The 18,244-nt window shown below is 60.2% G+C and carries 19 protein-coding genes; 8 read left to right on the top strand and 11 right to left on the bottom strand.

The genetic code is table 11. From position 1 onward, the window contains the following. Window positions 1–85: 85 nt before the first annotated feature. On the bottom strand, window positions 86–712 hold the full coding sequence (locus ACP0KA_RS06340; RefSeq protein ID WP_424627991.1) for a hypothetical protein: 627 nt from the start codon (window positions 710–712) through the stop codon (window positions 86–88). Window positions 713–872: 160 nt separating this feature from the next. Between ACP0KA_RS06340 and ACP0KA_RS06345 the strand changes: the two genes are divergently transcribed. Then, on the top strand, window positions 873–1,115 hold the full coding sequence (locus ACP0KA_RS06345) for a hypothetical protein (protein WP_424627992.1): 243 nt from the start codon (window positions 873–875) through the stop codon (window positions 1,113–1,115). A gap of 3 nt (window positions 1,116–1,118) precedes the next feature. On the opposite strand, the gene ACP0KA_RS06350 is transcribed toward ACP0KA_RS06345, so the two are convergent. The 6 genes from ACP0KA_RS06350 to ACP0KA_RS06375 all read right to left on the bottom strand — a co-directional run bounded on the left by ACP0KA_RS06350 (window position 1,119) and on the right by ACP0KA_RS06375 (window position 7,708). Continuing rightward, window positions 1,119–1,952 (bottom strand): shikimate dehydrogenase, encoded by an 834-nt coding sequence (locus ACP0KA_RS06350; RefSeq protein WP_424627993.1) that lies wholly within the window; start codon window positions 1,950–1,952, stop codon window positions 1,119–1,121. Window positions 1,953–2,031: 79 nt separating this feature from the next. Further along, window positions 2,032–2,709, bottom strand: coding sequence for a YoaK family protein (locus tag ACP0KA_RS06355; RefSeq protein WP_424627994.1), 678 nt, complete (start codon window positions 2,707–2,709; stop codon window positions 2,032–2,034). Between the two features lie 133 nt (window positions 2,710–2,842). Beyond that, complete coding sequence (locus ACP0KA_RS06360; protein ID WP_424627995.1) at window positions 2,843–4,891, bottom strand: elongation factor G; 2,049 nt, start codon at window positions 4,889–4,891, stop codon at window positions 2,843–2,845. 303 nt (window positions 4,892–5,194) lie between these two features. Further along, on the bottom strand, window positions 5,195–5,683 hold the full coding sequence (locus tag ACP0KA_RS06365) for a DUF992 domain-containing protein (RefSeq protein ID WP_424627996.1): 489 nt from the start codon (window positions 5,681–5,683) through the stop codon (window positions 5,195–5,197). A 161-nt stretch (window positions 5,684–5,844) separates the two neighbouring features. Further along, window positions 5,845–6,378 (bottom strand): DUF992 domain-containing protein, encoded by a 534-nt coding sequence (locus ACP0KA_RS06370; protein WP_424627997.1) that lies wholly within the window; start codon window positions 6,376–6,378, stop codon window positions 5,845–5,847. 127 nt (window positions 6,379–6,505) lie between these two features. Beyond that, entirely contained in the window at window positions 6,506–7,708 is a 1,203-nt protein-coding gene (locus ACP0KA_RS06375; RefSeq protein WP_424627998.1) for a pyridoxal phosphate-dependent aminotransferase, read from the bottom strand. 478 nt (window positions 7,709–8,186) lie between these two features. On the opposite strand from ACP0KA_RS06375, the gene ACP0KA_RS06380 reads away from it, so the two are divergent. The 3 genes from ACP0KA_RS06380 to ACP0KA_RS06390 all read left to right on the top strand — a co-directional run bounded on the left by ACP0KA_RS06380 (window position 8,187) and on the right by ACP0KA_RS06390 (window position 9,537). Then, on the top strand, window positions 8,187–8,858 hold the full coding sequence (locus tag ACP0KA_RS06380) for a glutathione S-transferase family protein (RefSeq protein ID WP_424627999.1): 672 nt from the start codon (window positions 8,187–8,189) through the stop codon (window positions 8,856–8,858). Window positions 8,859–9,024: 166 nt separating this feature from the next. After that, a complete protein-coding gene (locus ACP0KA_RS06385) occupies window positions 9,025–9,204 on the top strand; it encodes a hypothetical protein (RefSeq protein ID WP_424628000.1) in 180 nt (59 codons plus the stop codon). A gap of 156 nt (window positions 9,205–9,360) precedes the next feature. Further along, window positions 9,361–9,537 (top strand): hypothetical protein, encoded by a 177-nt coding sequence (locus tag ACP0KA_RS06390; RefSeq protein WP_424628001.1) that lies wholly within the window; start codon window positions 9,361–9,363, stop codon window positions 9,535–9,537. Window positions 9,538–9,549: 12 nt separating this feature from the next. Here the strand turns inward: ACP0KA_RS06390 and ACP0KA_RS06395 are convergent, their stop codons facing one another. Together ACP0KA_RS06395 and ACP0KA_RS06400 are read right to left on the bottom strand one after the other, a co-directional pair. Beyond that, window positions 9,550–10,857, bottom strand: a complete 1,308-nt coding sequence (locus tag ACP0KA_RS06395; RefSeq protein ID WP_424628002.1) for an MFS family transporter — start codon at window positions 10,855–10,857, stop codon at window positions 9,550–9,552. A gap of 43 nt (window positions 10,858–10,900) precedes the next feature. Then, window positions 10,901–11,218: a DMT family protein gene (locus ACP0KA_RS06400; RefSeq protein WP_424628003.1), complete on the bottom strand. Its 318-nt coding sequence runs from the start codon at window positions 11,216–11,218 to the stop codon at window positions 10,901–10,903. 476 nt (window positions 11,219–11,694) lie between these two features. On the opposite strand from ACP0KA_RS06400, the gene ACP0KA_RS06405 reads away from it, so the two are divergent. From ACP0KA_RS06405 to ACP0KA_RS06415, 3 genes are all read left to right on the top strand, one after another. Next, entirely contained in the window at window positions 11,695–12,537 is an 843-nt protein-coding gene (locus tag ACP0KA_RS06405; RefSeq protein WP_424628004.1) for a lysophospholipid acyltransferase family protein, read from the top strand. 11 nt (window positions 12,538–12,548) lie between these two features. Continuing rightward, complete coding sequence (locus tag ACP0KA_RS06410) at window positions 12,549–13,490, top strand: aldo/keto reductase (RefSeq protein WP_424628005.1); 942 nt, start codon at window positions 12,549–12,551, stop codon at window positions 13,488–13,490. Window positions 13,491–13,619: 129 nt separating this feature from the next. After that, window positions 13,620–13,820, top strand: coding sequence for a cysteine-rich CWC family protein (locus tag ACP0KA_RS06415; RefSeq protein WP_424628006.1), 201 nt, complete (start codon window positions 13,620–13,622; stop codon window positions 13,818–13,820). 75 nt (window positions 13,821–13,895) lie between these two features. Here ACP0KA_RS06415 and ACP0KA_RS06420 read toward each other — a convergent pair whose 3' ends face one another. After that, on the bottom strand, window positions 13,896–14,594 hold the full coding sequence (locus ACP0KA_RS06420) for a glutathione S-transferase family protein (protein ID WP_424628007.1): 699 nt from the start codon (window positions 14,592–14,594) through the stop codon (window positions 13,896–13,898). Between the two features lie 199 nt (window positions 14,595–14,793). Continuing rightward, entirely contained in the window at window positions 14,794–14,955 is a 162-nt protein-coding gene (locus ACP0KA_RS06425) for a hypothetical protein (RefSeq protein ID WP_424628008.1), read from the bottom strand. A gap of 343 nt (window positions 14,956–15,298) precedes the next feature. On the opposite strand from ACP0KA_RS06425, the gene uvrB reads away from it, so the two are divergent. After that, window positions 15,299–18,211: an excinuclease ABC subunit UvrB gene (uvrB, locus tag ACP0KA_RS06430; RefSeq protein WP_424628009.1), complete on the top strand. Its 2,913-nt coding sequence runs from the start codon at window positions 15,299–15,301 to the stop codon at window positions 18,209–18,211. Window positions 18,212–18,244 lie beyond the last annotated feature (33 nt).

The following is an 18,244-nucleotide window of genomic DNA, read 5'->3' on the forward strand; positions in this document are numbered from 1 at the left end:
AGTCTCACTTAAAATCCCGCCACGTTGGCTCGTGGCGGGATTTTTTTTGGCAGCAAGCGGAGCTGCCCAGGAGCTGTCCATGTGGCTACATGGGCGGCGCGACACCGTCGCGACCAATGCTGAGGCGCGCAACTTCGAGCGATCCATCGGGCTTTTTGGTCGTGATTGCGAACACCGGGGTGCCAGGCTTGATGTCAGCGCGTGTCGCGGGGACGTAAGTGACGACCTGCGTTTCCGGCGTTACCGTCACTTTCTTCTCGCCGTTCTTATATTTCACGGTGAGCGTATGTCCGTCATTTCCGGCAACCGTTCTGCTGTCGACGGCACCGTTGGTCATGCTGCTGTTGGGCTTCAGATCCCAGGGCCGCGACCCTTCGCCGGTGCCGCGCATATCCTCCGGAAACACGTGGACTTCGACGGCCTTTTGCGTGCCATCAGAGCCCGGCACCGTGGTGACACCAATGTAAGATCCGACCTTGACGTCGGAGAGCGCCATCTTGGCAACACCGGCGACGCGCGCACTTGCCGGCATGTGCAGCGAGACCTCTGCACCATCCCGCGATTTGATGTGAAGCGTTTCCCCATCCACGCTCTCAATCGTACCACGGACTCGTGACGTGGGAACTTGCTGGGCAACTGCATAGACAGATGATGACAACACGAGCGCAGAGACAGCAACGGCTCGCAACGAAACAAGACGGTCGAACAGCATGAGTTTTTTCTCCAGGGAAGCCCCACTCTATTTACGCTTTGCGGGCGACATTATTTCGCCTTTCACGCATGTGTGACTGCATTCCAGTCACTGCTCGCTGGAGTCTTCAGCGACCCGCAACTTGCGGTAAATTCCGCTCGACAATCAGGAGATTTCGCTGATGCGCAGTATGGTTCTGCCGCTCGTTCTGTTCGCTTTCACTGCGTTCTCCGCTCCGGCATCTGCGCAAAGCAACAGGACGTTGAGCGGCGCCGCGATTGGTGCAGGCTCTGGCGCCATCATCGCGGGCCCGATCGGCGCAGTCGCCGGCGGTGTTATCGGTGCGGTGGTCGGCGGACCTACGTTCAAGCGCGGTGGCCGCCACTGCTGGCGCGATCGGCACCGCGTGCGCCACTGCCGCTAAAAGCTACGTCCGTGCCAGGTCAGCTTCGACAAGCGCGCGCAATTCCGGAGTGACTTGCGGGCGCTTGCCGAACCAGAGCTCGAAGCCACGCACGGCCTGGTGGAGTAGCATGCCGAGACCATCCGCGGTCTTGAGGCCATGCGCACGCGCGGCGCCAAGCAATTCGGTTTCAAGGGGGACGTAAACCAGATCCGCGACGGTTGCATTCGCCGGAAGCAAGGTGATGTCCACGTCGAGCGCCGGCTGTCCCTTCATGCCTAGGGATGTCGTGTTCACCAGAAGTCCCGCACGCGACAGCACGCTGTCGACCTGCTCCCACGCCAGCGGATGAACGGACGAGCCGAATTGGCTTGCGAGAGCGTCCGCACGCGATGCCGTACGATTGGCGAGATGGACACGCTTGATGCCGCGTTCGATCAGGCCGAAGATCACAGCGCGCGCCGATCCGCCCGCACCAAGCACCAGGACATCCTCGGCGGTATCCCAACCCGGTGCACTGGCATCGAGATTGCCGATAAAGCCCTCCACGTCGGTGTTGGTCGAGCGCAGCATGCCATCATCGAAATAGAGGGTGTTCGCAGCTCCCACCGCCTGCGCGCGCGCATCGGGCGAGGATAACGCCAACGCCTGCTCCTTGTGTGGAATGGTGACGTTGGCGCCGCTGTATCCGCGCGCCGCAAGAGTCTTGATGAAATCGGCGAAAGCCCCCGGCTCGACCGCTTCGATGCGGTAGTCGCCATCGATCCCAAATGCTTTCAACCAAAACTTATGAATAAGCGGGGAACGCGAATGGGCGGCCGGCCATCCGATCAGGCACGCGGCAGGGGTAAGGCTCATCAGCATGGGCTCCGTGGCTGCCTGCTCAAATCACGCAACCGCAGATTCTGTCAATGCAGAGCATGGCCTGCGGAGGGCATTAGACAGAATCTATTTCCTTGCGCGCCGTCAAAGCGACCGCTGCGCTCAGCGCGAACGCCGCCACGGCCCCAAACCAAATCGCATGCAGGTCATACAAACGGTAGGCGATGGCGCCGAGAACCGAGCCGCTGACGAGCGCCGACCATTGCAGGAGATTTGGCAACCAACCAAAAGGCTCTCCACCCCGCAGCGCCAATGCCATCAGCTGACCGACCTTGACGAGCGCCCCGGTAATATAAGTCAAGCCAATGCCGCCGGCACCGCCTGTGAAAAAGACCGCGTTTTCGAGGCCCATCGCAGACACGATCAGTGCAACGGTGACCTGCGAATGGCCGAAACTGAACGCCGTGGCTGCCAGCGCCAACAGCACGCCTTCGGTCAAGAGCACCCAGGCTTGCCGGTGAGCTTTCAGGCCGAGCACGATCAGGTTGCCGACCCCGGCACCAATGACGAACAGCAGTATCAGGCCCGCCGTTTCTGCCGCCTCATGCCAACGGCCTTCTTCGATAAAGACCCCCAGCCGCGTCGAGTTTCCGCTCATGAAGGAGACAAACAATCCCCCAAGATGAATGAAACCGATTGCGTCGACAAAGCCTGCCAGACAACTCAAGACACAGGCCAGCGCAATATCCCGTCGTGAATCCAGCATTCCAGATCCTTCCCCGCCACATGCCATTGTGAACAATACAGGCGAGTCGGGAAACCTTGATGCGCGGAACGGCGGGTGCGGCCTCGCTACGCGCAGCCGCGATAGCCAAAAAAAGAAAAACCCGCTCGCGCGGGTTTCTCTGCTTGCCTCGAAACGCTTTCTACGCCGCCGCGCGATTAGCGGCGATGATCTGATCCGCCGCGCGGCCCGTCACCTCAGCCATATGATCGAATTGACGGGTAAAGCTGCCCGCTCCGGCGGTGGCCGATCGCAGCTCGACAATGAGATCGCCGATCTCCGACTCCGGCATCATGGCCCGAACCAGATCCCAACCCTGCCAGTCTTCCCGGGAATCAAAACCGAGAATTTGTCCCCGCCGCCCCGACAGAATTGAATTGATCCTGGCCGTGGCGTCGGACGGACAGACAACCTCGACGATATGGATCGGCTCCAGCAGCACTGGTGCGCAATGCGGCAATGCTTCGCTGATTCCGACGCGCGCGGCCGTGCGAAACGCCTGATCGGACGAATCGACACTGTGATAGGAGCCATCCACCAATGTCACATCGATGTCGATGACCGGGAAGCCTAACGGCCCTCGCCCCAAACCATCGCCGACGCCTTCCTCCACGGCTCCGATATAGTTTTTCGGGACTGCACCACCGACGATCTTCTCGTGGAACGCCGTCCCGCTGCCGCGCGGCAACGGTTTTACCTCGAGAACCACATCGCCGAACTGACCGTGACCGCCGGATTGTTTCTTGTGCCGGCCGCGCTGTGTGATGGTCTTGCGGATCGACTCCTGATAGCCGACCGGCGGCGCATGCTGCTTGATCGTCACGCCGAAACGATCCTGCAGACGCTCGACCGCCACCCGCAGATGCATCTCGCCCTGTCCCCACAACACCATCTGATGAGTCAGTGGATTGTGCACGATGCTGAGAGAAGGGTCTTCCTCGTTCAGCTTGGCCAGCGCCTGGCCAAGTTTGACATCATCCTTGCGCTCCTCTGCCGCCACTGCAGTGGCCAACACGGGCGGCTTGGGAGCAACACTCAACAACGCCTCTGGCGCGGTCTTGGCCGTTGTCAGAGTTTCCCCGGTCTTGACGGGATCCAGCTTGCCCAGCGCGACTGTATCACCAGTCACGGCGGACGAGCGCTTGGCATCACTGCCGCCATTCGGCGTCGATAGTCCCGAAATGCGCGCGACACCGCCTCCAGACGCCTGGACGGTATCGCCGTCGGCAATATGTCCACGCAGGATGCGCGCCAATGACAGCTTGCCGCCATGCTGCAGATGATTGGTTTTCATCACATAGGCGAGCGCGGTCTTGTCATCGGAGACACCGAGACGTTTTGCCGTAGCAGCAACGCCGGGCGCCTCATGCCGCAATGCCTTTAGCAGCCGCAGAACGCCGTTTTCACGGGTCGCGCAGCCGAGCAGCACCGGACATATCTGCCCATCGCGAAGCTCTGCTGCTAAATCGTCAAACACCGCATCGCGTGGCGGCGGAATATCCTCAAGCAGTTGCTCAAGCAGCCGGTCATCATGATCGGCGAGCTTTTCCAGCATCGTGAGCCGCGCTTCCTTCTCGCGGTCGAGATCGCCGCCTTCGAGCCCGATCACCTCAGACGGCATATGCTCGCGGTATACGAAGGCGCGCTCCAGCGCGAGATCGACAAAACCCGCAATGATATCGCCCTTCCAGATCGGAATCTGGCGCAGCACGAGCGGTGTGCGTGATGCCGGCTGCAGGATCGCCAGAGTTTCGCGGATGCGCTTGCTTGCCTTGTCGATCTTGTTCAGAAACAGGAAACGCGGGATGCGAAGGTCCTCGAGTTCACGCAGCACGATCTGCAGCTGCGGCAACTTGCGCTCGTCCGCTTCGCAGACAACGACCGCGGCATCAACGGCAGGCAGTGCCGAGCGCATGTCCTGCAGGAACTCCACTGAACCGGGACAATCGATAAACGTGAAGCTATCGCCCATGAACGTCGTCGTTGCAGCCGTCAGGCTGGTGCTCATGCGGTGACGGCGAGCCTCGGCCGATGCGTCACCGACGGAAGTACCTTGTTCCACCGTGCCTGTTTTGGGGATTGCCGCTGTGCGTGAGAGGATCGCTTCAAGAAGGGTCGTTTTGCCACTCTGGAATGGGCCCACCAGCGCAATGCACCGGGGACCACGGGGACTTCTCAGGTCTTGTCCCATTGCCGTCTCCTGTTCTGGAGCTCGGCCCGCCTCGAACTAATCCCGACGAAGTAGGTTCCGGTTCGCCGGGAATGCCTTAACTTCAACTGTTGCGCGCATCCTACTCATACCGGTTCCCACTTTTGCAGAATGCGCTCATGCGGGTCGGCAGGGTGATCGTCTCAGGGCCATGCGACGAAGGCAAGCGGGAAAATATCCCGCCTTGCAACATGCGTAACTCAGTAAAAGTTGAGATTCCTGAACATCTCAAACAAAAGCCCGCCGAAAACGGCGGGCCTCTGAAGAGATATATCGGATAACGATTTATCGTCCGATGCGGCCAGGACGCAATTCCAGACTCTGCACACCGCCGGCGACACTAAGGCCGGTCTGCCCCTGAACGCTCAGCGGCTGAAGCGCAAAAGAATTCTGCGAACCACCGATCATCGCGTTGGCGCCGAGACCGACGCCAACCGCAGCACTGGCAGCGACGCCGGCGTAGTTGCCCGACAGATCGCCCATGCCAAGTTGAACGGTGGGTGCAAAGACAGCCCAGGACAACACGGTCTGCTCAGTAATGCCGAGATCGATACCGATCTTGGTGATCTGCGCCGTATAGAGATCGTCCGGACGGCCTTGGGCTCTGAACACGCAACCAAGATTGGTGACTGAACCTACGACCATCCCGATATTTGGACCACCGCGGCATTCCAGCACGCCGACCTGTGTGCGGCCCGACTGCGCGAAGGAAGAACCAATCGAAGCCGCGAGCACGGCTGTAGCAAGACCCAGTAAGGTTGGAAGGCGGCGCATGAGATGATCTCCGGCTAAATGCACGAACTGAACTAGCAATGAAAAAAGGCCCCACATCTAGTCACACCGCATGGGATTGTTCAATCAACACCGCTCCACATGCTTGAAAATCCAATAAAAAAGGCCCGCTTCCGCGGGCCTTTTTGCATCACCGGTAAAACTTAGTGGTGATGATGATGGCGGCGATGATGCCGGGCATGACGGCGAGGCGCAATGTTCGCCGGCTCAAGGTTGAGGCCAACGATGCCGCCGGTAACGTTCACACCGGTCTGGCCCTGCAGGCTGAGAGGCTGCAGCGCGAAGGAATTTGCCGAGCCGCCGATCAGCAGGTTGCCGCCGCCGCCGACACCGAACGACACGTTGCCGCCAACGCCACCATAGCTGCCGGCGAGGTCACCGCGGCCAACACGCTGGGTCGGTGCATGCACGGCCCAGGCGAGGCTGGTTTCGGCAGTCACACCGAGATCGACACCGAAGCGGGTCACGTGCGCGAGATAAGGCTCGGGACGACGGCCATTATTGGAGTTGAAGACGCACTCAAGGGTCTGCGCGGACGCGACGACCATACCGACATTCTGACCGCCGTGGCATTCGAGAACACCGATCTGAACGCCGCCCTGCTGCTGGGCCTGTGCCGACGCAAAAGAGGCTACGAGCGCCGCAACGGCGGCGCCGACTACTTTAGAAAGACGCATGGGATTAAACTCCGGGTAGTGTTTTCATTGACGGCCGGACAAAAGGGAAGCCCCGTGTCCAAAACATGGCGCTTTTCCTTAATTTCTCTCGACCTTGGACTTTTTTCAGTCAGTGTTGCGGCGAAGCCTATCGCAGGTTTCCGCAAAACCGCTGGATGCGCTTGCAGGCCTCTTCAAGGTCCGACGTCTTTGTGGCGTAGGAGATTCGGAAGGCCGGGCCAAGCCCGAACGCGGAGCCTTGCACCACCGCGACACCCTCTGTCTCAAGAAGTTCAGTCACGAAATCTTCATCGGTCGTGAGCTTCTTGCCCGACGGCGCGGTCTTGCCGATGGTGCCCGCGCAGGAGGGATAGACGTAGAACGCCCCTTCCGGCCGTGGACAATCAATGCCCGAGGCCTGGTTCAGCATGGCCACCACGAGATCGCGGCGCTCCTTGAACACGGTGTTGTTCGCAGGAATGAAGTCTTGCTGCCCGTTGAGCGCCTCGACCGCCGCCCACTGCGCGATCGAAGACGGGTTTGACGTCGATTGCGACTGGATGGTCGCCATCGCGGCGATGAGCTGCTGCGGTCCGCCCGCATAGCCGATGCGCCAGCCGGTCATGCAATAGGCCTTGGACACGCCGTTCACGGTCAACGTGCGATCGAACAGCCTGGGCTCGACCTGCGCCGGAGTGGTGAACTCGAAGTCGTCGTAGACGAGGTGTTCATACATGTCGTCGGTCATGATCCAGACATGCGGATGCTTGACCAGCACGTCCGTCAGGGCCTTCAACTCGGCGCGCGTATAGGCCGCTCCCGTCGGATTGGACGGCGAGTTCAGGATGATCCACTTCGTCTTCGGCGTGATGGCCCGCTCCAGGGCATCCGGCTGTAGCTTGAAGCCGAACTCGGCCGTGCAAACGACCGGGACCGACTCACCGCCGGCAAGTGCCACCATCTCCGGATAGCTGACCCAGTACGGCGCCGGGATAATCACCTCGTCGCCTGGATTGATGGTCGCCATCAACGCGTTATAAAGCACCTGCTTGCCGCCGGTGCCGACCGTGATCTGGTTCGGCTTATAAGCCAGACCGTTCTCCCGCTGGAACTTGGCGATAATCGCTTCTTTCAGCTCGGGAATGCCGTCCACCGCCGTGTACTTGGTCTTGCCGGCCTCGATGGCATGGATGGCCGCCAGCTTGATGTTGGCGGGGGTATCGAAATCGGGCTCTCCGGCGCCGAGGCCAATGACGTTACGGCCCGCGGCTTTGAGCTGCCGTGCTTTATCCGTGACCGCGATGGTCGCGGACGGCTTCACACGGTCGAGCGCAGCGGACAGAAACGGCATGTTGATCTCCTTGCAAACGTCGCAGGCGGTCAGGCTTACGAGTCGATTTATGGGCGGAAATGCACACTAAGGTGGGCGCCGCTGCACCGCAAGATGTCTGACGATCTTTCTGGAAACCCGGAAAAATGCGTATTTTGGCGTCACGTCAGCGGCTATCGGTAGCCTGTCTTTTCCGGGGATTTCGCCGGGAGATCCTCGGTCAACAGGCCGCTATGGATGACCAGGCGATTTGGCACGATCAGTTTAAAACGGACCATTTTCGGCGATAGCAAAAGATTGATCGCCACAGCCCCAGCTCGCGCAGCTGTGATGCAGCGCACTCACAGGCCTGCCTAGCATGGTTTTGCACACGCTGACGCGTATTGAGCGAATTCAACCATTTCCAGATAGCGGGGCTTGCAGCAGGTCGCCGCGCACATCATTGTTTGGGCGGGATTGTCAAACCTCGGCAGACTTAGACTTGGGCAAGCGACTAGCGATGTACAAACTCTATTCGATGCAACGCTCCGGCAACAGCTACAAGGTTCGCCTTGCGCTGGCGCTGCTGAACGCGCCCTACAAAGCCATCGAGGTCGACATTCTGCGCGGGGAAAGCCGCACGCCGGAATTCCTGGCGAAAAACCCCAGCGGACAGGTGCCGCTGCTGGAAGTCGCGGATGGCCGCTATTTGGCCGAATCCAACGCGATCCTGTGGTACGTCGCCGTCGGAACATCATTGGCCCCGGAAGACCGCATCGACCGTGCTGAAGCCTTGCAGTGGATGTTCTTCGAACAACATGCGCTGGAGCCGAGCGTCGGTGCCGCCTATTTCTGGCTGGTGCTGGTGCGAGGCGGCCGCGATCTGCAAACGCACGCGCTGGAGGACTGGATGGAGCGTGGCTACGCCGCCCTGCGGGTGATGGAAAATCATCTCAAGAGCCGCGACTATTTCGCGGCTGGTCATCTCACCGTCGCGGACATTGCGATGTACGGCTACACCCACGTCGCCAATCAGTGTGACTTCGATCTGAACGGCTACCCTTCGGTGCGCGCCTGGCTGAAACGCGTGGAGGCAGAGCCCCGGTTCGTTTCCATGAACTGGAAACCCGTGGAAATTCCGGCGCCCGGCACCGTTCCCGGTGCAGAAACTGACCTCACCGCCGAGGCGTGATCCTCAACCTGTGAAGGGATAGCGTGGATTTCGGGCACAACGCGTTAGATCACCGAGATGCACCACATTTTTGCCACATACGAGCCGGCTCCGCCCCAATCCTGACAGCGAAATCTGACACATTCCGACTGGTGGTGATTCGCCACTCGATAAGGATTTACGACCAATGACCCGGTCGCAGATTGCAGGATTAGGTTTCGGACTACGTTCCGTCCGCGTTGCATCGTCAAAACTGTCGAATGCCGTCGCGGCTTCGCTCGCGGTGGCCTCGCTGTCATTGTGCCTGATCGTCGCCGTCACGCTTCTGACGATCAAGGTAGCAACGGCCATGCCGGTTGCAGGCTGAGCGCCGCGCTATTTCCCTGCGCACGACGATATCCGCGACCGCCCGGGGTTTGATCCGGCTACGCCGATCAGCCTCGCAATAACGATTTCACCTGGCATCGACGAAGGCAGTCGATGCCAGCATTATCTATGATCGCGCATGCGCGGAGACATTAGGATGAAGGCCCCGCTCGTCATCGTCTCGGTATCACTGACGCTCGCGATCGTCGTGGTCGCGTTGTTCCTGATCATGACGCAGACGCGGCGGCAACCGGCTCCTGCGGTCCCCTCGACCAGTCATCTCAAAATCGAGAAGATGATCGACGCGCCGCGCGTCTCGTCGCTCAACCCGTGAGCGTGAACGCGCTCACTCGCTGCCGTCGCCCTGCAAGTAACCGTGGGTCCGCGAGTCCGGCATGATGATCGCGGCGATAAATGAAATCGCACACAGGCCGGTCACATACCAATAGAAGTTGGCCTCTGCTCCGGCGCTCTTGAACCAAAGCGCGACATACTCAGCCGAGCCGCCGAAGATCGCATTGGCGATCGCGTAGGACAGCCCGACACCCAGCGCGCGCACTTCCGGCGGAAACATTTCGGATTTCACAAGACCGCTGATCGAGGTGTAGAACGAAACGATTGCCAGCGCCGCGATAATCAGGAAATAGGCCGCGTAAGGATTGGTGACACCACCAATCGCATACATGAGCGGCACCGTGCAGAGCGTTGCAAGTCCACCGAAAAACAGCATCGACGTCCTGCGGCCCCACTTATCCGCCAACATCCCAAAAGGTGGCTGCATGATCATGTAAGTGAACAGCACTGCTGTCATCACCACGTTCGCGGTGCGATCGTTCATATGCGCGGTGTTCACCAGATATTTCTGCATGTAAGTCGTGAACGTATAGAAGATCAGCGAGCCGCCCGCGGTGTAGCCAAGCACAGTGAGAAACGCGCGGGTGTGTTTACGGAAGATCTCGCTTAACGAGCCGGCTTCCTTGCGCGCACGGGTATCAGCGGAAGATGTCTCATGCAGCGAAGCGCGCAGAAACAGCGCGATCAGCGCACAAGCTGCACCGACGAAGAATGGAATGCGCCAGCCCCACGCCCGCAGATCGGCGTCTGAGATCGTCTGCTGGACGATGAGAACCACCAGCGATGCCAGCAACTGACCGCCGATCAGGGTGACGTACTGAAATGATCCGAAGAAACCACGCTGCCCGGGCAGCGCGACCTCACTCATGTAAGTTGCGCTGGTCCCATACTCACCGCCAACCGACAACCCTTGCACCATACGCGCGAAGAGCAGCAAAACCGGCGCTGCAGTCCCGATAGACGCGTAGGTCGGCAGCAGCGCAATGGCGAGCGAGCCCGCGCACATCATCAGCACCGAGATCAGCATCGAGGTTTTGCGGCCATATTTGTCCGCGATGAAACCAAAGATATAGCCGCCGATCGGCCGCATCAGGAAGCCGATGGCGAACACCGCTGCGGTCTGCAGGAGCTGCGTCGTCTGATTGCCTTTGGGGAAAAAGGACGGGGCGAAATACAGCGCGGTGAACGCGTAGGCGTAGAAGTCATACCATTCGACGAGATTGCCCGAGGAACTACCGAAGATGGCCCAGATCCTTCGCCGGCGGTCCGCGCTATCGCCGACTACAGAAGTGTTGGTCATCGTCGTCATCGTCTCAGTTCTCCATTGGTATCTCGAGGCCGCTCTATGACCATTTGTGAAAGATAAAGAAAGCCCCCAAAGCGATGAATGCGAAACCTAGAGCGTGGTTCCACCCAAGCGGCTCCTTCAGGTACAGCACTGAAAATCCGGCGAATACAACCAGCGTGATGACTTCCTGAATCGTCTTCAATTGCGCTGCTGAGTAGACCGAGCTGCCCCAGCGGTTGGCCGGCACGGCAAGCCAGTATTCGAAGAACGCGATTCCCCAGCTCACCATGATGACGAGCGGCAGGGAGACCGACTTGAACTTCAGGTGCCCGTACCAAGCGAAGGTCATGAAGATATTCGACGCAAGCAACATGAGGATCGGCAACGCGAACGGCGAGACGGCGGTGGGCATGGATAGACCTTTCAGGAAAAACCGGCAGGTGAGTGTTATGAACCGTATTTCGGCAGGCAGCGGGACCTTGGAAGCAGGGACAGCGCATCGCGCCGCACCCGTAACATAATAAAGATGTCACAGGTCTGTAATGCCCCCGGGTTAGCCTTCGGATGCGTTCGGTCCGCTTCCCCCGTCGCGGACTCTGCGTTCAAGCGGTCCCCGGCCGCACATCCCCCTCTTTGTGCCGCGAACCGGCCGGGGCCGCATTTTTTGAAATGGCGTTCTTGTGCCTCGAATCCCAGGCCCCTGCCTCATCATGCAGCCACGCTCAGTAGCGGGTTTTGGATGCAGGGTGTTGCTGAGAACGGCAGGTTTTTACTTTCTCGGCGTAGGCGCCGACCACTATAACGCCCACCATCGCGGATTACGCCGCATCCCTGCTTGATGATCCATCCATGATCCGTACCGTTCCCGTCGTATTCCTCCTGATCGTCCTCTTTCTCGTTCTGTTGCCGTTTCAGGTCGCGGGCATTCTGCTCGGCAACCGCCTGCAGCGCGACGTGCCTAATCTGTTTCATCGCATCGGCTGCGCATTGATCGGCGTGCGCATCACACAGGTGGGCGAGCGTGCGCCGAATGGCCCGCTGCTGATCCTGTCCAACCATGCATCGTGGCTCGACATCACGGTGCTCAGCGCCATCGCCCCCGTGGTGTTCGTTTCGAAATCCGAAGTCGCAAATTGGCCGGTGTTCGGCTGGCTCGCGAAGCTGCAGCGTACAATTTTCATCGAGCGCGAACGCCGCCACAAGACCGGAGAAGCAACGCGCACCATGGCGGATCGTCTTGTGGGCGGCGACGCCGTCGTGCTGTTTCCGGAGGGCACGTCCAGCGACGGAATCCGCATCCTGCCGTTTCGTTCGGCCTTGATCGGTGCCGTGCATCACGCCATCGGTGATGCCGTACATCACGATCGCGTCATCGTACAGCCGGTCTCCATCGCTTACGTCAATTTTGGCGGCATCCCGGTTGGGCGCGCCCTGCGCGATAAAGTGGCCTGGTACGGCGAGGCCGACCTGGTGCCGCACCTGCTGAACGTTCTGGCGGCAGGCGCAGTGGATGTCACGGTCAGCTGGGGAGAGCCGGTCGCTTACGGCATGAGCGCCGACCGCAAAAAAATCGCCCGCGACGCGGAAACCTCCGTCCGGCGGATGACCGCCCGTGCCTTGCGCTCGCCGCCGCAACCGGTATCAATTCCAGAAGCGGCACCTGCGTCGCTCCCCGCCCTCGAACAAACCTGACGGGATTGATCATGGAGATCAGAAATCTCGGAAGCTCCGGCCTCCGCGTCTCGGCTGTTGGCCTTGGCTGCAACAATTTCGGCCAGCGCACCGATCTGGAAACGTCGCGCAAGATCATTCACAAGGCCATTGATCTCGGCATCACCCTCTTCGACACCGCTGACATTTACGCGGGTCGCGGCGGATCGGAAACCGTCCTCGGGCAGGTGCTGGGTGACCGGCGCAAGGACATCGTGCTGGCGACGAAATACTCCAAGGAGATGGCGGACGACGGCACCAAGCAGGGTGCTTCGCGCCGCTACATCATGAATGCGGTCGAAGACAGTCTGCGCCGGCTGAAGACCGATTACATCGATCTCTACCAGCAGCACGATTTCGATCCGCTGACGCCGATCGAGGAAACACTGCGGGCGCTTGAGGATCTCATCCGTCAGGGCAAGGTGCGCTACATCGGCTGTTCGAATTTTCCGGCATGGCGCATTGCCGAAGCCCAGTTCACCGCGCGGGGCATCAATACGCACGCCTTCGTATCGTGCCAGGACGAGTACAGTCTGATCGTCCGCGACATCGAAAAGGACCTCTTGCCTGCTGCGCAGGCTTACAATCTTGGCCTGCTCCCCTTCTTTCCGCTCGCCAGCAGCCTGCTCGCCGGAAAGTACAAACGAGGTGAAGCACCCTCCGCGGACTCGCGCTTCGGCAAGGTCGCGTATCTGCGCGATCGTTACATGACCGACAAGAACTTCAACATCGTGCACAAGCTGCAGGACTTTGCGGACGCGCACGGCAAGACGATAATCGAACTCGCGTTCTCGTGGCTCGCGGCACGGCCGCAGGTGTCGAGCGTGATCGCCGGCGCCTCGCGACCCGAGCAGGTCGAACAGAACGCCAAGGCCATCAGCTGGAAGCTGACGGCCGATGACATGGCCGAAATCGACACGATCACTCAGGGCTGAGACGTTTCGGTAGCTGTCCTCGGTTGATCTGGCCGGTCTCGCACTCCAATATAGCTTGGCGTCGCATCCAGCGATTCCATCGCCAAGAACCAGGCGCGTGGCGGACACAATGCAGTTCGGGCTTGGCAGATGATAGATCGTTCAGACACTCAGCTTCAGCCGCGCGCGCTCAATTGCGCGCGGTGCGGAGCTGCCTTCACCTGCGATCTCTCAGGGCACTGCTGGTGCGCAGACGAAACAGCGAAATTACCGATGCCAACGCGCGGCGAAGACTGCCTGTGCCGGGAGTGCCTGCGCGCAGAAGCCGCGCGGCATGCCAACGGCACCTGATATCCCCACGCGACAGAGCTTCAGTGTTCCTGCCTTGGCAGCAACACTGAATCCGGGATCAAAAATCCCAAACTCCTACACGCTATATCTCGGAGACTTCCGTGCCATCCCGTCAAAGGCATCGAGCAATCGCTCGCGCCAGGCATGGACCGGATCGTCTTCCTTCAGCAGCTGGAACGAGCTGACAACCCGCGCCCATTGGAATTGCCCGAACACGATGTAGTCGCCGTAGTTCGGGGCTGCCCCGCCGATGAAGGGCTGCTTGCGCAACGTGAGCCGCAGCGGATCGAGATATTTGCGACACGCATCGACCCGCGCATCGCGGTCCGCGACGACATCCTCCAGCGATCTTCCAAAACGGGCCTCGCGGGTGGTGCGGAAATAAGCTTGATCCTCAGGCAACAGGCGTTCGTGGACATCGGCCACGATGAACGAAGCGAAATGACCGACCATGACATCGCCCCAGCTGTTGAGCATCCGCGCCATGGCACGGCCGCCCTCGCCGCCGAACAATGACGGCCGGTCGGGATAAGTATCCTCGAGGTAGCTCGCAATCTCCCACGAGTCGGCGACGGTTCTCTCGCCGTCGACAAAAACGGGCACCTTTTCAGAGCTGTGCGGCTTGATCGCGGCCTTCTCCGTGAAGCGCCACGGTATCGTCTCAGCCTTCAACCCCTTGTGGGCAAGAGCCATGCGTGTGCGCCAACAATAGGGGCTGAACACACGCTCAGGATCTGAGCCGACCAATTCGAAAAGCTTCCGTGCAACCATCATGTCACCTGGGCAGGGCAACGCTGAAACGCCCTGCAAATTTGAATGCGCTTGCATGGACGTTGCGGTTTCGTTACCTCGGAGTCAATGGCGCCATCGCGGTTCAAGCAAAATTCATTCGGCGAATTCGACCGATGATGGAAAAATCGCGTTGTGTCGTGAAAAACAAGAAATCGCACTTCCCGCAGCAGCGCCGGGAACTTCAGGGCGCGGGAGTGACCTTGATCGTCTTGGATTTGGTCTTCGTGGCGATCTCTCTCGCAGCGCTCGCCGTTGTCACCGATGTTTCGTTGACTTCGCGCATCATGCCATTTTCCACGACGAAGAAGCCTTTCCCGTCCAGCGACATCTTTGTCGATGTCATCAGGCTCTCGAGTCGTTTCGGTGCCCCCCCCGGCCTGTCGATTTCGCAAGAACGGCCTTGCTGTGTGCGGTGACGAAATCCTTCACCGATGCTTCTTCGAACGCGCGGACTTGGTGATAGATCGCCGTTCTCTTCTCAACATCGGCGTCGCTCAACGTAAAAGAGGTCTGTGCCGCGACTTTGTCGCGCAGCAATGCGCCGGGGATCGATCGGGCCGTGATTTCGCGAGCTCGATTTTCCGCAAGAAATTCAACGCCAGCGAATCGATTTCATTGCAAACTTGATTGCAGCCGACGAAGAAAATGCCCTTTTCTGAACGCCCTTCGCGCCCCATATTTCGCCCATGGCAAAAACCCCCGGTACCCCGAAGAAGCCCCCGAAATCGCCCAAATCCAAAGCACATCGCCCCGATGTGCAGCCGATTGGCCCCGCGCTGGCGGAATTATTGAATCCAGCGATCAATCGCGGGGAAAGCGGCCTGGGATCATCGACCGGCCTGCAGCCGCCGCCGTCGAACTCGAAAGACCGGCGCGCCGGCGGCGAGGCGGCGATCCATCGCGCCCGCGCCTCGACGCCCAAGACGGTCGGTGATGACACGGGTCCGCGTCCGACCCCGCTGCAGCCCCATCCTCAGCCGCCCGGCGCACATCGTGGACTCGAGGAAGCGCCGCAGGCGAATTACGGCACCAGCGCCACCATTCCGACTCTCGATCCGGAACTGGCGAAGCAGCTCGGCTATGATGTCGAGGACGACGATTCCTTCCGTCCCGCGCGCAACAAGATGGAATCCCTCGGCGTCAAGGCCACCGCCGATGCGCTGGAAAATCTGATCCGCGATGGGCGTCCGGAATTCCGTAAAGACGATGGCAGCCTGAAGGTTTGGACACCACACCGGCCGCCGCGCCCGGAAAAGTCCGAAGGCGGCGTGCGCTTTGAGATCAAGTCGGACTACCAGCCGAGAGGCGATCAGCCAACCGCAATCAAGGAACTGGTCGAAGGCATCCAGCGCAACGATCGCACCCAGGTGCTGCTCGGCGTCACCGGTTCCGGCAAGACCTACACCATGGCGCAGGTGATCGAGGCCACGCAGCGGCCGGCGATCATTCTCGCGCCGAACAAGACGCTGGCCGCGCAGCTGTACGGCGAGTTCAAGAACTTCTTCCCCGACAACGCGGTCGAGTACTTCGTCTCGTATTACGACTACTACCAGCCGGAAGCCTACGTTCCACGGACCGACACCTATATCGAGAAGGACTCCTCGATCAACGAGCAGATCGACCGGATGCGCCATTCGGCAACCCGTGCCCTGCTGGAACGCGATGACGTGATCATCGTCGCGTCGGTCTCGTGCATCTACGGTATCGGCTCGGTCGAAACCTACACCGCCATGACGTTTGCGATGAAGCGCGGCGAACGCATCGACCAGCGTCAGCTCATCGCCGACCTCGTGGCCTTGCAATACAAGCGCACCTCCGCGGACTTCACCCGCGGCACCTTCCGTGTGCGCGGCGACACCATCGACATTTTCCCGGCGCACTATGAAGACCGCTCCTGGCGCGTGAACATGTTCGGTGACACTATCGAAAGCATCGAGGAATTCGACCCGCTCACCGGGCACAAACAGGACGAGCTCGAATTCATCAAGATCTACGCCAACTCGCACTATGTGACGCCGCGCCCGACCCTGATCCAGGCCATTAAAGGCATCAAGAGCGAGCTGAAATGGCGGCTCGATCAATTGAACGCACAGGGCCGTTTACTCGAAGCCCAGCGTCTTGAGCAGCGGACGACCTTCGATCTGGAAATGATGGAAGCGACAGGAAGTTGCGCCGGCATCGAGAACTATTCGCGCTATCTCACCGGCCGCAAACCGGGCGAGCCGCCGCCGACATTGTTCGAATACGTGCCGGACAATGCGCTGGTGTTCGCGGACGAAAGCCATGTCACCGTGCCACAAATCGGCGGCATGTTCCGTGGCGACTTCCGCCGCAAGGCGACGCTTGCGGAATATGGCTTCCGCCTGCCCTCCTGCATGGACAACCGGCCATTGCGCTTCGAAGAGTGGGACATGATGCGTCCGCAATCGGTCGCGGTGTCGGCCACCCCGGGCGGCTGGGAGCTGAACGAGAGCGGCGGCGTGTTCGTCGAACAGGTCATCCGTCCGACCGGACTGATCGACCCTCCGGTCAACATCCGCCCCGCCCGTACGCAGGTCGATGATCTCGTCGGCGAGGTGCGCGAAACCGCACGCAAGGGCTATCGCTCGCTGATCACGGTGCTGACCAAGCGCATGGCGGAAGACCTCACGGAATACCTGCATGAGCAGGGTATCCGCGTCCGTTACATGCACAGCGATATCGACACCATCGAGCGCATCGAGATCATCCGCGATCTGCGGCTTGGTGCGTTCGACGCGCTGGTCGGCATCAACCTGCTGCGCGAAGGCCTCGACATCCCTGAATGCGCTCTGGTTGCAATCCTCGACGCCGACAAGGAAGGCTTCCTGCGCAGCGAAACATCGCTGATCCAGACCATCGGCCGCGCTGCCCGCAACGTCGATGGCAAGGTCATTCTCTATGCCGATCAGATGACCGGTTCGATGGAGCGTGCCATCGCGGAGACCGATCGCCGCCGCGAGAAGCAGGTCGCCTACAATGAGGCCAATGGCATCACGCCGGAGAGCGTGAAGAAATCCATCGGCGATATTCTCAACAGCGTCTACGAACGCGATCATGTGCTGGTGGAAGTCGGCGACGGCGGCATGGCCGACGATGTCATCTCCATTGGTCACAATTTCGAGGCGGTGCTGGCCGACCTCGAAACGCGGATGCGCGAGGCCGCTGCCGACCTCAACTTCGAAGAGGCCGCCCGGCTGCGCGATGAGGTCAAGCGCCTGCGCGCCACCGAGATGGCCGTGGTGGACGATCCCACCGCAAAGCAGCGCGTCGTTGCCGGCAAAGCCGGCGCCTACGCCGGCAAGAAGAAGTATGGCGATGCCGCCAACCTGCCGCCCAAGCAGGGCAAATCACGCGTGCACAAGCCCGATCTCGATGAGATGGGCATCGCAAGCTGGCATGAGGTGAAGCCGGAACGCTCCGGCCACGCCAAACCGCGCAAGCCGACGCTCGACGAAATGGGCCCGGGGACAGAGAGCCGGATCTATCAGCCGAAATCGATGCGTGAAGGCGGACAGGAGCATTCCGGCCGCTCCACTGGCGGAGCACCGGGCAAACGCGGCGGCTGGAAGAAGCGATGACGTTTCGGGCTATCGTCTTCCTTGCCAGGAAGA

The sequence above is a fragment of the Bradyrhizobium sp. SYSU BS000235 genome (genome assembly GCF_049747295.1).
Lineage (GTDB): Bacteria > Pseudomonadota > Alphaproteobacteria > Rhizobiales > Xanthobacteraceae > Afipia.

What these genes read in the sequence shown, in the direction of transcription:
- ACP0KA_RS06340 (WP_424627991.1), bottom strand. Translation starts at nt 712, where the DNA reads ATGCTGTTCGACCGTCTTGTTTCGTTGCGAGCCGTTGCTGTCTCTGCG.
- ACP0KA_RS06345 (WP_424627992.1), top strand. Translation starts at nt 873, where the DNA reads ATGCGCAGTATGGTTCTGCCGCTCGTTCTGTTCGCTTTCACTGCGTTC.
- ACP0KA_RS06350 (WP_424627993.1), bottom strand. Translation starts at nt 1,952, where the DNA reads ATGAGCCTTACCCCTGCCGCGTGCCTGATCGGATGGCCGGCCGCCCAT.
- ACP0KA_RS06355 (WP_424627994.1), bottom strand. Translation starts at nt 2,709, where the DNA reads ATGGCATGTGGCGGGGAAGGATCTGGAATGCTGGATTCACGACGGGAT.
- ACP0KA_RS06360 (WP_424627995.1), bottom strand. Translation starts at nt 4,891, where the DNA reads ATGGGACAAGACCTGAGAAGTCCCCGTGGTCCCCGGTGCATTGCGCTG.
- ACP0KA_RS06365 (WP_424627996.1), bottom strand. Translation starts at nt 5,683, where the DNA reads ATGCGCCGCCTTCCAACCTTACTGGGTCTTGCTACAGCCGTGCTCGCG.
- ACP0KA_RS06370 (WP_424627997.1), bottom strand. Translation starts at nt 6,378, where the DNA reads ATGCGTCTTTCTAAAGTAGTCGGCGCCGCCGTTGCGGCGCTCGTAGCC.
- ACP0KA_RS06375 (WP_424627998.1), bottom strand. Translation starts at nt 7,708, where the DNA reads ATGCCGTTTCTGTCCGCTGCGCTCGACCGTGTGAAGCCGTCCGCGACC.
- ACP0KA_RS06380 (WP_424627999.1), top strand. Translation starts at nt 8,187, where the DNA reads ATGTACAAACTCTATTCGATGCAACGCTCCGGCAACAGCTACAAGGTT.
- ACP0KA_RS06385 (WP_424628000.1), top strand. Translation starts at nt 9,025, where the DNA reads ATGACCCGGTCGCAGATTGCAGGATTAGGTTTCGGACTACGTTCCGTC.
- ACP0KA_RS06390 (WP_424628001.1), top strand. Translation starts at nt 9,361, where the DNA reads ATGAAGGCCCCGCTCGTCATCGTCTCGGTATCACTGACGCTCGCGATC.
- ACP0KA_RS06395 (WP_424628002.1), bottom strand. Translation starts at nt 10,857, where the DNA reads ATGACCAACACTTCTGTAGTCGGCGATAGCGCGGACCGCCGGCGAAGG.
- ACP0KA_RS06400 (WP_424628003.1), bottom strand. Translation starts at nt 11,218, where the DNA reads ATGTTGCTTGCGTCGAATATCTTCATGACCTTCGCTTGGTACGGGCAC.
- ACP0KA_RS06405 (WP_424628004.1), top strand. Translation starts at nt 11,695, where the DNA reads ATGATCCGTACCGTTCCCGTCGTATTCCTCCTGATCGTCCTCTTTCTC.
- ACP0KA_RS06410 (WP_424628005.1), top strand. Translation starts at nt 12,549, where the DNA reads ATGGAGATCAGAAATCTCGGAAGCTCCGGCCTCCGCGTCTCGGCTGTT.
- ACP0KA_RS06415 (WP_424628006.1), top strand. Translation starts at nt 13,620, where the DNA reads ATGATAGATCGTTCAGACACTCAGCTTCAGCCGCGCGCGCTCAATTGC.
- ACP0KA_RS06420 (WP_424628007.1), bottom strand. Translation starts at nt 14,594, where the DNA reads ATGATGGTTGCACGGAAGCTTTTCGAATTGGTCGGCTCAGATCCTGAG.
- ACP0KA_RS06425 (WP_424628008.1), bottom strand. Translation starts at nt 14,955, where the DNA reads ATGACATCGACAAAGATGTCGCTGGACGGGAAAGGCTTCTTCGTCGTG.
- uvrB (WP_424628009.1), top strand. Translation starts at nt 15,299, where the DNA reads ATGGCAAAAACCCCCGGTACCCCGAAGAAGCCCCCGAAATCGCCCAAA.